This window comes from Rhizobium etli CFN 42 (assembly GCF_000092045.1).
In the GTDB taxonomy this organism is placed as follows: domain Bacteria; phylum Pseudomonadota; class Alphaproteobacteria; order Rhizobiales; family Rhizobiaceae; genus Rhizobium; species Rhizobium etli.
Genome location: NC_007761.1, coordinates 1,799,301 through 1,813,202, shown reverse-complemented (window position 1 = coordinate 1,813,202; position 13,902 = coordinate 1,799,301). Strand labels below are relative to the sequence as shown.

The following is a 13,902-nucleotide window of genomic DNA, read 5'->3' as shown; positions in this document are numbered from 1 at the left end:
CACAATCAATTGAGCGGGATATCCACCCAGCGTCTCTGCCGGGAGGATTCCATGCATGCGTCGACGATCTGACAGATATGGTGGCCGGTATCGAATGTCGGCCACATTGGTTTGTCTGCGACGATCGACCGGATCACCTCCGCCACCTCGATGATCTTGCTTTCATTGTAGCCTATGCCGAAGTTCGGCAGCGGAAGGAAGGCTCTGAAGGTGGGGTTCTCAGGACCGACGTCGATCTCGCGAAAGCCCCTGCGTCCCGTGCTGTCGTCGTTGGAGTAAAAACGGAGCCGGTTTATCTCGTCATAGGTATAGGCGATGCTGCCTTTCGTTCCATAGACTTCGTAGGTCTGCATGAATTTGCGGCCGGTGGCGACGCGGCTGAAGTCGACGATGCCGGCGGCGCTGTTTTCGAACCGGCACAAAAGGTTCGTCGCGTCGGGATTGGTGATATCGGCCCATGCCTCGTTACCTGACAGTTTCACCTGCTCGCCATAGGCAAGACCCTCGACGATCGGCCGGCGCGGAGTGACAATGAGATTGTCGGCGATCAGCGAGCTGACGCGGCCGACGAGGAAATCCATGAAGCTGAAGATGTGCGAACCGGTGTCGCCGACGATTCCGGTCGGCGCGAGCTTGCCATCGGCGCGCCACATGAAGGGCGCTGTGGGATCCCCATACATGTCGACGTGCTGGCAACCACGAAACAGCTTGATCTCGCCGATTTCACCGGATTCTATGATCTCTTTCGCCAGATCATGAACGGGGTTGCGGGGGAAGGCGTGTCCGACACGCGTAATGACACCCTTTTCTCTGGCGATCTCGGCCAGCTCCCGCGCATCATCGGCGGTGTTTGCCAGCGGTTTCTCGCAATAGACATGTTTGCCGGCCAGCAGGGCGGCCTTGGCTACCGGATAGTGCAGATGATCAGGCAGACAGATATCGATCAGATCAACTTCGGGATCGGCGACCGCCAGCTTCCAATCCTGATAGATCCTGGCCCCCGGCGCCCTGTTGCCGATATCCTGCGCTACGTCAGGGTTGCTGTCGACAAGCGCCACGATCCGCGCCGTTCCGTCCGACACGCCGAAGAAATGCGGAAAGGTCTGATAGGCCATCGTGTGGACCTTTCCCATCCAGCCCGAGGCGCCAAGCACTGCAACTTTCACTTCAGACATTGTCGTTACTCCTTAGCGGATCTCGGCGCGGGCCCGCGGCCTGGTATCATTGCGTTCATAGGCGAAGATCGCCGACGGTAGGGCAGGCAGGCCCCGGATGAGGTCCGATCCTTTTTCACCAACCATGATCGTCGGCGCGTTGGTGTTGCATGACGGCACGCGCGGCATGACGGAAGAATCGCACACCCTCAGGCCTTCCAGGCCGTGGACCTTGAGATCGAGCCCGACAACAGCGTCAGACCCGGTTCCCATCTTGCAGGTGCCGACCGGATGATGGTCGGTCTTGGCGTTGGCGCAGCCATAGTCGAAAAGCTGCTCGTCGGTAAGGACCTTCGGTCCCGGCAGCCTTTCGGCCATGACATAGGGTTTCAGCGCCGCCTGCTGCATGATTTCGCGGGCGATCTTGAGCCCCTCCAGCGACATCTTCCTGTCGTGAGGATCGGACCAGTAGTTGGGATCGATCAAGGGAGCCGCGGCGGGATCGGCGGATGAGAGACGCACCGTCCCCCGCGAGCGCGGATGCAGATAGGCCGAATTGAGCGTGACCCCGGCATTCTTGAGCCGCTCCACGCCTGCTTCGATGCCGGAACCCAGGCCGAGGTGGAACTGGATATCGGGAGACCGTGCGTCGGGATCGGCATACCAAAAGCCGCCGGTCTCGAAGAGCGACGAGGCGACAGGACCGGTACGGAAGAGAACATATTGAATTCCGGCCCAAATTGTCCGGTGGAGCTTGGCGACCCCGTCGTAGGTGTGATCGCCGGTGCATTCGGCGATAACGAAGAGATCGAGATGGTCCTGAAGATTGCCGCCGACGCCGGGCAGATCATGGAGGGGCTTCACGCCGACCGAGGTCAAATGATCGGCCGGCCCTATGCCGGACTGCAACAGGAGCTTCGGCGACCCGATCGCGCCTGACGAGACCAGGACTTCTCGTTCAGCGCGCACGACGTCCGGACCGTGTGCGTTCGCGATCTCGACGCCCACCGCGCGGCCTGCCTCCAGCACGATGCGCGCGACACGAGCGCCCGTCCGGATCGTCAGATTCTTCCGGTTCCTGATCGGCGAGAGATAAGCAAACGACGCCGATGACCGGCGGCGGTTGCGCTGGGTGAGCTGGTAAAATCCGACGCCGGCCTGCTGGCGGCCGTTGAAGTCGTGATTGTAGGGTATGCCGAGCTCCTGCCCCGCGCGGATATAGGCGTCGCAGATCGGCAGCGGTGCAGCCGGCATCGAGACACCCAGCGGACCGCCATAGGCGTGGTAGTCGTCGGCGAAACGTTGATTGTCCTCCGCACGTTTGAAATAGGGCAGGATCGAACGATAGTCCCAGCCCTCGCAGCCGTCTTCACTGGCCCAGAGATCATAATCGGCCGCGTTTCCGCGGGTGTAGAGCTGCGCATTGATCGACGAGCCGCCGCCGATGATCTTTGCCTGCGTGTAGCGAAGCACCCTGCCCTTCATGTGCTTCTGGGGAACGGTTTCCCATCCCCAGCTGGCGACGCCCTTGGTCATCTTGGCGAAGCCGGCGGGCATGTGGAAAAGAGGATTCCAGTCGCCTCCGCCCGCCTCCAGCAGCAGTACCTTGACATCGGGATCCTCGCTGAGGCGGCTTGCAAGTACGCAGCCGGCAGGACCGGCACCGGTGATGATATAATCGAATCCCATTTTACTGTCCTATTTGAAGCCGACGTGCACCGATGGACCTGCCTGTGTCTGCAAATCCGTCGACGCGATGTGGTGGGCAACTCTGAGCGCTTGGCTGGCGACGGTAAGCGCGGGATTGACCGCAGCCGATGTGGGCAGAAAACCGGCGTCGACGACGAAAAGATTGCCGTGATCGTAGGACCGGCAGTATGGATCCAGTGGCGCCGTTGCCGGGTCGTTTCCAATGCGGATCGTTCCGCATTGATGGGACGGCGTGCGTTTGTCGAAGGGTCTGGACAGCACGATCGGAAAACCGATCGACCGCAAGATCGCCTTGAGCTTGGCGACAAGCGCAAGATGCGCGTCCCAATTGGTCCTCTGCCATTTGAGGACGATCCGATCGCCATCGACCATCACGCGGCTTTCGGGATTCGGAACGTCCTCGCTCATCGCATAGAAGTCGATGGCATGGTCCGTCATGAAACGCAGAAGCCATTCCGGCGCCTGCGGCAGAGAGCCCTTGAGGACCTTTTCGGAAATCCGCCCCAGCAACTGCACATTGCCGAGCGGCGGTCCGCCCTCCCCGTCCGAGAGATAGAAGTCGTTGAGGGCGAAGGTCTTCTGGTAGACGGCGGTGTTCCTGAAGCGCGGCGAGACCGCTATCACAGCCGAGGCGTTGTGGTTCATGAAGTTGCGGCCCACCTGATCGGAAGAGTTGGCGAGCCCCCTCGGGAAGCGGTCGTTTTTCGAACGCAGCAAAAGCACGGATGACTGCACCGCACCGGCGGAGAGGATGACGATCCTGGGCGAGACGGTCAGCGTCTGTCCGTCCTTAACGTAGGTGATCCGGTCGATCCGGCTCCCCGCCCCCGTGTCGAGCCGTATCACCCGTGCATTTGTCTCAAGCCGCACGTTTTCGTGTTTCAGCGCCACCGCGAGCGCTGCGGTCTCGGCATCCATCTTGCCATCCCGCGAATTCGGATGTGCATCCCAGGGCGTGCGCGCCTTGGAAAGCCAGGTATCGAGATCCAGGCCGAGCGGCAGCGAAAAGGGGTGCAGTCCTTTCGCCTTCAGGCGTGCCCTGACTTCGGCGATCGGTGCCTCGTCGGGCACGGGCGGGAATGCGTAGGTAACCGAGTGATGCGGTTCGGTCGGATCTTCGCCAAGACTGCCGCGGACCTGATACATAAGCTCCGCCTGCGAATACCATGGCTCCAGCTCTTCATACGGAAAGGGCCAGGCCGGCGAAACGCCTTCCCGATGTTCGATGACCCCGAAATCTTCTTTGCGATAGCGCGACAAGACGGCGCCGTAGAACTTCGAATTGCCGCCGACATTGTAATAGTTGCCGGGGTTGAAGCCCCTGCCGTCCGCCTCGTACCAAGTTTCCTTCGGCCGGAAATGTCCACGCTGGAAGATGGCGCGCTGGTCGCGATTGACAGGCAGATCGGCGATATGGTCGCCGGCTTCGAGGACCAATATCCGCGCACCTGATACAGCAAGGCCGGCAGCGACGGTGGCGCCGCCGACGCCCGAGCCGATGATAACGATGTCTGGTGAACCGCTCATGTCAACACCTGGTGATCACGCGATGCGTGCCTGTGTTTCCGGATCGAAGAACACCGCCTTGTCGAGATTGAAGGCGAGGCGAGTGTTCTGGCCTGGGGCGATGCCGGCATCGGCCCGCAGGCGGGCGACGACTTCCTTGCCGCCGAGCTTGGTGACGGCGAAGGTGTCGGAGCCGGCGGGTTCGACGACCTCGATCAGGCAGTCGCCTTCGGTGAGCGAGCGGGCATTGCGGTCGGCGCCGTCGGGGTCGGTCAGCGCTTCCGGGCGGATGCCGAAGATCACCTGGCGGCCGGCATAGGAGGAAAGGCCGTTGCCGGTTGTCGTGACGGGCAGCCTGAGCGGGGCGGCATTCGGCCGCTCGAGCGACACCGCCAGGCCGCCGGCGCCGTTCTCGACCGAGGCCTTGACCAGGTTCATGGCGGGCGAGCCCATGAAGTCGGCGACGAAGATGTTGGCGGGATTGTTGTAGATCTCGGCCGGGGTGCCGAACTGCTGGACGATGCCGTCCTTCATCACGGCGATCTTGGTCGCCAGCGTCATCGCCTCGATCTGGTCGTGGGTGACGTAGACGATGGTCTTGCCGGTCGCCTGATGCAGCCGCTTGATCTCGATGCGCATGTCGACGCGCAGCTTGGCGTCGAGATTGGAGAGCGGCTCGTCGAACAGGAAGAGCTTGGGATCGCGCACCAGCGCCCGGCCCATGGCGACGCGCTGGCGCTGGCCGCCGGACAGCTGGCTCGGCTTGCGGTCGAGCAGGTGACCGATCTGCAGCACCTTGGCGACCTTGTCGATCGCCTGCTTGCGCTCTTGCGGCGGCACACCGCGCATCTCCATGCCGAAGGCGATGTTGCCCGCTACCGTCATGTTCGGATAGAGCGCATAGGACTGGAACACCATGGCAATGTCGCGCTTGGAAGGATGCAGGCCGTTGACGGCGCGGCCGTCGATCCGGATGTCGCCCGAGGTGATCGTCTCCAGCCCGGCGATGGTGTTGAGCAGGGTCGACTTGCCGCAGCCGGACGGGCCGACCAGCACCAGGAAGCCGCCCTTTTCGAGTTCGAGGTCGATCCCCTTGAGGATGTCGACGGCGCCGAAGCGTTTTCTGAGACCGGAGATTTCCAGGAAGGCCATGACTTACCCTTTGACTGCGCCCGCCATCAGGCCACGCACGAAGTAGCGGCCGGCGAGGATATAGACGATGAGCGTCGGAACGGCCGCGATCATTGCCGCCGCCATGTTGACATTGTATTCGACCACCCCGGTCGAGGTGTTGACGACATTGTTGAGCGCCACCGTCATCGGCATGGAGTCGCCGGTGCCGGCGTAAGCCGAGGCAAACAGGAAGTCGTTCCAGATATTGGTGAACTGGTAGATCACCGTGACGACGATGATCGGCAGCGAGTTCGGCAGCATGATGCGGCGGAAGATCTGGAAGAAGCTGGCGCCGTCGACCTGGGCGGCGCGCACCAGCTCGGTCGGAAAGGCCTCGTAGAAATTGCGGAAGAACAGCGTGGTGAAGCCCAAGCCGTAGACGACATGGACGAAGACCAGATTGACCGTCGAATTGCCGAAGCCGAAGTTCCAGCCCGTCGCGTTCTGCAGGGTGACGCCGAAGCGGCCGAGCGAGCCGAGGATGGTGGCCATCGGCAAGAGCACCGACTGGAACGGGATGAAGCAGGCAAACAGCATCAGCCCGAACACCAGCGTATGGCCGGGGAAGCGCCATTTGGTCAGGATATAGCCGTTGAGCGCTCCCATGATGGTGGAGATCGCCACTGCCGGCACCACCATCTTGATCGAGTTCCAGAAGTAGCCCTTGATGCCGGCGCAGGTCAGCCCGACGCAGGCCTCGCCCCAGGCCTTGACCCAGGGATCGAAGGTCGGCGCCTCAGGCAGCGCCAGCATGTTGCCGCCCTGGATCTCGTCCATCGTCTTGAACGAGGTGGTGAGCATGACGAAGAGCGGCATCAGATAGAGGATGGCGAAGATCACCAGCAGGCCGTAGATGACGATGCGGCCGATTAAGCGGGCGCTGTTGCCACGCTCCACTCCTTCGGCGGCCGTTGCCGATGAGGAGGTGCCGATGGAAGAGCTGAGGCTGCTCATCGGGCCTTCTCCTTCAGTTCGGAATAGAGATAGGGCACGATGATCGCCGAGATGGTCATCAGCATGATGATGGCGCTGGCCGAGCCGACGGCCATCTCGTTGCGCTTGAAGGTATATTCATACATGAAGTTGGACGGCAGCCAGGCCGAGCCGCCCGGCCCGCCCGAGGTCAGCGCCACGACCAGGTCGTAGGACTTGATCGCCATATGGGCGAGCACGATGAAGGCGGAGAGAAAGATCGGCCGCAACAGCGGAATGACGATGCGGCGATAAAGCTGCAAGGGCGAGGCGCCGTCGATCTGCGCCGCCTTCATGATCTCGCCGTCGATGCCGCGAAGGCCGGCCAAAAACATCGCCATGACGAAGCCCGAGGCCTGCCAGACGCCGGCAATGACGACGGTGTAGATGACGAAGTCCTTGTTCTTGATCCAGTCGAAGTGGAAGCTCGTCCAGCCGAAGTGGTGCAGCGTCTGCTCCAGCCCGAGACCGGGATCGAGGAACCATTTCCAGGCCACGCCGGTGACGATGAAGGACAGCGCCATCGGATAGAGGAAGATCGGCCGCAATAGTCCCTCGCCGCGGATCTTCTGGTCGAGCAGGATGGCAAGCAGCAGGCCGAGCGCCAGGCAGATGCCGACATAGAGAAAGCCGAAGATCGCCATATTGGTGATCGAGGTGTACCAGGAGGATGGCGGGTCGCTCTCGAAGGTCCAGCGCCACAGCCGCTGATAGGCACGTGCGCCGGTCAGCTGATAGGAGGGGAAGGTCTTGGAATTGGTGAAGGACAGATAGGCCGTCCAGACGATGAAGCCGTAGACGAAGACGAGCGTGATGACGAAGCTCGGCGCCAGCACGATCTTCGGCAGCGCATCCTGCAGCCGGCCCCGCAGCGAGACCGGCGTCGCTTGTCGCGGCGTCAGAACCGGATCGGTGGTCGCAACTGTGCTCATGGAATGTTCTCCCTTCCCGCAGGATCGGCCTTGCCGATCGTCTCCGCCTGATCGTCGCGGAGCTGACGCCTCCCCGCGAGATCGCGCGGGGAAGCATATTCATCGACAGATCTCAGCGGGCGTCGTCGATCGCCTGGACGAGCTGGGTGACAGCTTCGTCCGAGCTCTTGATCTGGCCGTGGACGAACTTCGAGACGACGTCCTTATAGGCATTGGCGATCGCCGGAGGGGCGCCATAGCCCTGAGCGAGCGAACCGAACAGCGTGCCGCCCTCATTGGCGGCCTTCAGGTCGGCAATGCCCTTCTTGCCGCAAGCGTCGAAGTCGGTGTCGGGAACGTCGGTACGAGCCGGCACCGAGCCCTTGACGACGTTGAAGGCCGACTGGAAGCTCTTCGACAGCGTCGCCGTTGCCAGTGCCACCTGGGCGGCCTTGCGGTCGTCAGGAACGTTGAACATGCCGAACATGTCGGAGTTGTAGATGACGCTGCCTTCGGTGCCGGGGAAGCGGTAGCAGAGGAAGTCCTTGTCCGGGGTCTTCTTGGCGGCAACGAATTCGCCCTTGGCCCAGTCGCCCATCACCTGCACCAGCGCATCACCCTTGATGACCATGGCGGTCGCCAGGTTCCAGTCGCGGCCGGAGAAGTTCGGATCGACGTATTTGACGATCTTCGCCAGGTTGTCGAAGGACTTCTTCATCGTGTCCGACTTCAGCGCTTCCTCGTCGAGGTCGTTGAAGGCCTTCTTGTAGAACTCCGGCCCGCCGGTCGACAGCACGATCGAATCGAACATCGTCGCTTCCTGCCAGTTCTGGCCACCGAGCGCCAAGGGAATGACGCCGGCAGCCTTCGCCTTGTCGAGCAGCGCGATCAGGTCGTCGAAGGTCTTCGGCTGGCTGCCGCCGATCTTGTCCATGACAGCCTTGTTGATCCACAGCCAGTTGACCGAGTGGACGTTGACCGGGGCTGCGACCCACTTGCCGTCATAAACGGAGAACTTCTGCAGGGCTGCCGGCACCGACTTGTCCCAGCCTTCCTTCTTCGCCGTCTCGGTCAGGTCGCCCATGACGCCGGCCTGGGCATAATCGAGCACGGTATAGCCCAGCATCTGCGAGGCCGTCGGATAGGTACCGGCTGCCACCATCGCCTTCAGCGCCGTCATCGCCGCATCACCGCCGCCGCCGGCAACCGGCACGTCCTTCCAGGCAAACCCTTCCTTCGAGAGATCCTGCTTCAGAACGTTCAAAGCCGCTGCCTCGCCGCCTGACGTCCACCAGTGCAGCATCTGAACTTCCTTCACGTCGGCCGCGCGGGCAGAGACATGCGCGCCGGCCAGAGACAATGCGATCACCGCAGTCGTGGTCAGAAACCTATTCATCGAAGAACCTCCCAGTTCCCTCTTGGAAGATGCGGGACCATTCCCGCATCCGATCACCCGCCCTCCTCGGGCGTAGTTTCATTGCCGGCTAGACCAGCTTTTCCGTCTGCGGCATCCACCAGTTGGTGCGTTTGCCGATATGCATGTTGAGCGTCTTGGTCTCGGTGTAGTCTTCTACCGCATGGCGGCCGAGCTCGCGGCCGAGGCCGCTCTGCTTGTAGCCGCCGAAGGGAAGCTCCGAGGCGCCATCCATGAAGGTGTTCATCCAGATGGTGCCCGCCCGCACCGACCGGCCGATCGTCAGGCAGGTGTCGAAATCACGGCTCCAGACACCGGCCGACAGGCCGTAGTCGATGGAGTTGGCAATCCTGACCGCTTCAGCAGTCGTCTCGAATGTCAGGACCGACAGCACCGGACCAAAGACTTCCTCGCGCGCCACCGCCATATCGGGCGTGACCGCTTCAAGGATCGTCGGCGACATGAACTGCCCCATGCCGAGGTCGAGCGTCTCGCCGCCATGGGTGACGCGGGCGCCGTTGCTCCTGGCGCCGGCGACATATCCCGATATCTTCTCCAGATGCTGCGGCGTGATGATCGCGCCGACCTGCGTCTGGGGATCGAGGGGATCGCCGACCTTCACCCCCTTCGACAGCTCGGCGACGCGCCTGACGACATCGGAGGCGATCGACTTGTGCAGGATCAGCCGCGAGCCGGCGTTGCAGCACTCGCCGGCATTGAAATAGGCGCCGAAGACGGCGGCATCGATGAAGGCGTCGAGGTCGGCATCGGGAAAAACGATCTGCGGGTTCTTCCCGCCCAGCTCCAGCGAAACCTTCTTCAGCGTCTGCGCGGCATTCTTCATCGTCAGTTTTCCGACACCGGTCGAGCCCGTGAAGGAGATCATGTCGACGTCTGGATGAGACGTCATGACCGCGCCGACCTCGGGTCCCGTGCCGGTGACGATGTTGACGACACCATCCGGAACGCCCGCCTGCTGCAGGATTTCTCCCAAGACAAGCGTCGATCCCGACGTCAACTCGGAAGGCTTGACGACGGTCGTACAGCCTGCGGCGAGTGCGAAGGGCAGCTTCTGGCCGACGATCAGGAACGGGAAGTTCCAGGGCGTGATGATCGAGACCACGCCGATCGCTTCGCGCAGGACGACACCGACCGTGCCGTCGCCAAGCGTGTTGTAGCTTTCGCCGTGGAGATCACGGGCAAGTGCCGCCGCATAGCGCCAGATGTCGACCGAGCCGGCGATTTCTCCCCGTACCTGGGTGATGGGCTTGCCCGCCTCGATGGCATCGAGAAATGCCAGCTCTTCGGCACGCGCGGCAATCAGATCGGCAGCCTTGAGCAGGATGGCGGAACGTTCGGACGCGGTCATGCGCGGCCACGGCCCCTCGTCGAAGGCCTTGCGTGCCGCAGCAATGGCACGCTCGGCGTCGGTCGCGCTTCCGGCGGGGAAGCGGCTGACCGTCACACCATGGCTCGGCGCGATACGTTCGATCGGATGGGAGGCGCCGGCCTCCCATTTGCCGTCAATCAGCATCTTGAAATCACGCGCCTGGTGGTCGCTGAGCGCCGTGGGGTTGACGAGGACCGTCATTACCATTCTCCCTTGAACGTTGCCGGACGCTTCTCGCTGAATGATGCGACGCCCTCCTTCAGATCGCCGGTCTTCGCGGCGAGGATCGAGCCCAGGGCTTCGACCGCTGTTCCGTTGTCTTCGCCGTTCGCCGATGCGATCATCAACTTGGCGATCTCGACGGCAGCCGGCCCACGCGCGGCAATCCGCCCGGCATATTGCCTGGCGGCGGCGACCGAATTTCCTGTCGGAACGACCGCGTCGACGATGCCGAGCAGGCGGGCTTCCTCGGCGGTGAATATCTCGCCACCGAGCGCCATACGGCGGACGGCCTGCGCGCCGAACCGGCGCACGAGACGCTGGGTGCCGGACCAGCCCGGCACCATTCCAAGGCCGGTCTCCGGCAGGCCGATCTTGATGTGTTCCTCGGCGACGCGAATGTCGGCAACGCCCGCCAGTTCGAGCCCGCCGCCAAGCGCGTGGCCGTTCAGCGCCGCTATCAGCGGCACCCGGAGCGTCGCCAACCGTTCGAAGATCCGGTGACCGTGCCTTACCCAGGCATGGCCGAACACCTGCGGCAGCATCCCGCCCCAGGCCTTGATGTCACCTCCGGCGGAAAAGCCCTTTCCTTCACCCGTCAGAACGGCAACGCGCAAATCCGGATTCGCCTCCACCGCATCCGCCGCATCGGCCAGCGCTTTCAGCATATCGAGATCGAGCGCGTTCAGCTTCTCCGGACGAGAAATCGTCAGGATTGCAACATGCCTATCGACGTCGACTCTGACCGTTCCGCTAGCCATGGAAGCTGCCCTCCAGCGTCCGTGCCTTTTTGGCAGGAAGCGACAAGCCGATGCCTGCTTCGTGGAAGAGTGCCGCGTCCATGACCTTCAGGTCGGGCGCAACGATCAGCGGAAAATCCGACTGGTCCAATATGTGGGACTGAAGATCGACGCCTGGCGCGATCTCGGTCAGCACAATGCCATCAGGGGTCAACTTCATCACGCACCGCTCCGTGACATAGGTGATGTCCTGCCCCTGCTCGATCGCCCGCCTGCCGCTGAAGGTCACGTGTTCGACCTCGTTCACCAGCTTCTTCAGCTTGCCTTCCTTCTCGATGAGAAGAGTACCATCAGCGATCGAAAGCTTCGCGCCGGCGTTGAACATGCCGGAGAAGACGATCTTCTTCGCCCGCGCCGTGATGTCGACGAAGCCGCCGGCGCCGGCAGTCACATGCGGCCGGAAGGAAAGCTTGGAGACGTTTACGGAGCCGTCCTTACCGATCTCGAGGAAGGACAAGAGCGACGCATCGAAACCCGCGCCCTGGAAATAGGTGAACTGATAAGGGGACGGCATGAAGGCGTCCGCATTGGAGGCGCAGCCGAAGGCGAAATCGAGCAGCGGCACGCCACCGACCGCGCCTTGCTCAATGACCCAGGTGACGGCGCCATGGAGCCCCTCCTCCAGCAGAATACGCGGTACGTTGGCCGAAATTCCGAAGCCGAGATTGACGCAGCTTCCGGTCTCAAGCTCCTGCGCGACGCGGCGTGCGATGACCTTCTGAACATTGAATTCCGGAACGTGAAAACTATCGAGCGGGCGGAAGATCTCACCCGAGATTGCCGGATCATACCCCGTCTGCGTCGTCTGCTTCTGATCGGGATCGACGATGACATAATCGACCAGCATTCCCGGCACGCGGACGTCATGCGGTTTCAGTGAGCCTTCCTTGGTGATTCGCTTAACCTGCGCGATGACGAGCCCGCCATTGTTGCGGGCGGCGAGCGCCTGGTCGAGGCCGCCGAGATAGGCGCCTTCATGCTCATAGGTGAGATTGCCGCGTTCGTCGGCGGTCGTGGCGCGGATGATGGCGACCTGAGGAACGATCGAGGGAAAGAACAGCCAGTCTTCGCCCTCGAAGCTGACGCGCTTGACCACCGGATCGTCCGAAGCGAGAGCGTTCATCGCACAGCCCTGCCGCCGAGGATCGACGAAGGTGTCGATGCCGACCTTGGTCAATACGCCAGGCCGCTTGGCGGCGGCTTCGCGATGAATGTCGAACAGGATGCCAGAGGGAATGTTATAGGCCGGGATCTGGTTGTCGGTGATCATCTGCCAGATCAGCGGTGGCTCGGCCGAGGACGGGCCTGAGGGATAGGAACCGCCGATGATGCGCTTGAGCAGCCCCTTCCTCGCGATATAGTCGACGCCCTTGATGCCGCTCATATCGCCGGCAGCGATCGGGTGAAGGGTTGTAATGTGACGGGGATGGCCGGTCGCATCGAAACGCTCGCCGATCGCCTTCAGCATCAGGTCAGGGCAGCCGAGACCGCTCGACGACGACACCGTCACAACGGCGCCGTCCGGGATCAATGCCGCCGCTTCGGCTGGTGTGAGATGCTTCTTCATGTGCGTCACTTCGAACCCCATTTCAATTTACCGCTCTGCCGGCCCTCGCCGGCGAGGCTGTGCCGGCGCCGCAACTCTCGCGGACGACCAGCCGAACAGCTGTCGTCACCGTCTCCGCTTCGGCCTTGCCGGCATTGATCTGCTTGAGGAGCATTTGCGCACCGCGGCGCCCGATGCCTTGAGGATCGACTGAGACCGTCGTCAGCGCGGGAACCGCCGCCTGAGCCTCGATGACGTCGTCGAAGCCTACGACGGCGAAGTCGGCGCCAGGCTCCAAACGGCGCGCACGCAATCCGTCGCAGACTCCGAAGGCGACGGCATCGTTGAAGCAGACGGCTGCAGTGGGCCTATCGCCAACAGCGATCGCTTTTCCGATCGCCTCCACGCCACCCGCTCGCGACGGGGCGGACGAGATCACGAGTGCCTCGTCGTAGCTGAGCCCGGCCGCCTCTGTTCCGCTGCGGTAACCGGCAAGGCGATCATCGAAGACAGCGGTGTCGGGAAAGCCGCCGAGAAATGCGATGCGCTTATGACCGAGACCCACCAGATGCTGAACGGCGGATATCATGCCCGCGCGATTGTCGGAGACGATGGACGAGACCTTGGCGCCGGGCAGATTTCGAACGACGACCACCACGGGAATGCCTGCCGCGACCAGCGGCTTGAAGTCGGCAGCATCGGTGGCGCGCGCCGGCGAGACGATCAGGCCCGAAATGCCATGTTCGCGCATCGATGCGACAACCTCGCGCTGCCTGTCGATGCTCTCGCCGGTGTTCGACAGGAACTGCACGAAACCCGCTGATTGCACGACCGTATCGACCCCGACCGCCAACTCCGCAAAGAAGCTGTTCGTCAGATCGTTCACGACGACGCCGATGATCCTCGATTTGGAACCGGCCTGCCGAAGATTGGCTGCGCCGCGATTATAGACGTATCCGAGCTCGCGCATCACGGCATTGACCTTGGCACGCGTCGCCTCATTGACCAGCGAGGAGCCCTGAAGCACGAGCGACACCGTCGACTTGGAGACGCCGGCGGCCTTCGCAATGTCGATGACGGTCACCCGCGCCTTTGTCACTTCACCCT

Annotated in this window: 11 protein-coding genes; all 11 read right to left on the bottom strand. The window is 62.5% G+C overall.

Annotated features, from left to right (window positions below; genetic code table 11):
- Positions 1-5 precede the first annotated feature (5 nt).
- Entirely contained in the window at positions 6-1,175 is a 1,170-nt protein-coding gene (locus RHE_RS08835) for a Gfo/Idh/MocA family protein (RefSeq protein ID WP_011425022.1), read from the bottom strand.
- A 12-nt stretch (positions 1,176-1,187) separates the two neighbouring features.
- Positions 1,188-2,843 carry a GMC family oxidoreductase gene (locus RHE_RS08830; protein ID WP_020921058.1) on the bottom strand — a complete coding sequence of 552 codons (1,656 nt, stop codon included), beginning with the start codon at positions 2,841-2,843 and terminating at the stop codon, positions 1,188-1,190.
- A 9-nt stretch (positions 2,844-2,852) separates the two neighbouring features.
- Entirely contained in the window at positions 2,853-4,391 is a 1,539-nt protein-coding gene (locus RHE_RS08825; RefSeq protein WP_011425020.1) for an FAD-dependent oxidoreductase, read from the bottom strand.
- A 15-nt stretch (positions 4,392-4,406) separates the two neighbouring features.
- A complete protein-coding gene (locus RHE_RS08820) occupies positions 4,407-5,522 on the bottom strand; it encodes an ABC transporter ATP-binding protein (RefSeq protein WP_011425019.1) in 1,116 nt (371 codons plus the stop codon).
- 3 nt (positions 5,523-5,525) lie between these two features.
- On the bottom strand, positions 5,526-6,497 hold the full coding sequence (locus RHE_RS08815) for a carbohydrate ABC transporter permease (RefSeq protein WP_011425018.1): 972 nt from the start codon (positions 6,495-6,497) through the stop codon (positions 5,526-5,528).
- Positions 6,494-7,447: a carbohydrate ABC transporter permease gene (locus tag RHE_RS08810; RefSeq protein ID WP_011425017.1), complete on the bottom strand. Its 954-nt coding sequence runs from the start codon at positions 7,445-7,447 to the stop codon at positions 6,494-6,496. Before RHE_RS08810 ends, RHE_RS08815 begins: the two co-directional genes overlap by 4 nt.
- A 112-nt stretch (positions 7,448-7,559) precedes the next feature.
- Complete coding sequence (locus RHE_RS08805) at positions 7,560-8,822, bottom strand: ABC transporter substrate-binding protein (protein ID WP_011425016.1); 1,263 nt, start codon at positions 8,820-8,822, stop codon at positions 7,560-7,562.
- Between the two features lie 88 nt (positions 8,823-8,910).
- Positions 8,911-10,431: an aldehyde dehydrogenase family protein gene (locus RHE_RS08800; RefSeq protein WP_011425015.1), complete on the bottom strand. Its 1,521-nt coding sequence runs from the start codon at positions 10,429-10,431 to the stop codon at positions 8,911-8,913.
- Positions 10,431-11,210 (bottom strand): enoyl-CoA hydratase/isomerase family protein, encoded by a 780-nt coding sequence (locus RHE_RS08795; RefSeq protein ID WP_011425014.1) that lies wholly within the window; start codon positions 11,208-11,210, stop codon positions 10,431-10,433. The genes RHE_RS08800 and RHE_RS08795 overlap by 1 nt, the downstream gene beginning before the upstream one ends.
- The gene (locus RHE_RS08790; protein WP_042119230.1) at positions 11,203-12,816 is read right to left on the bottom strand and encodes an acyl CoA:acetate/3-ketoacid CoA transferase; all 1,614 of its coding nucleotides are present in this window, start codon (positions 12,814-12,816) and stop codon (positions 11,203-11,205) included. The genes RHE_RS08795 and RHE_RS08790 overlap by 8 nt, the downstream gene beginning before the upstream one ends.
- A 22-nt stretch (positions 12,817-12,838) precedes the next feature.
- Complete coding sequence (locus RHE_RS08785; protein WP_011425012.1) at positions 12,839-13,894, bottom strand: LacI family DNA-binding transcriptional regulator; 1,056 nt, start codon at positions 13,892-13,894, stop codon at positions 12,839-12,841.
- Positions 13,895-13,902: the final 8 nt, after the last annotated feature.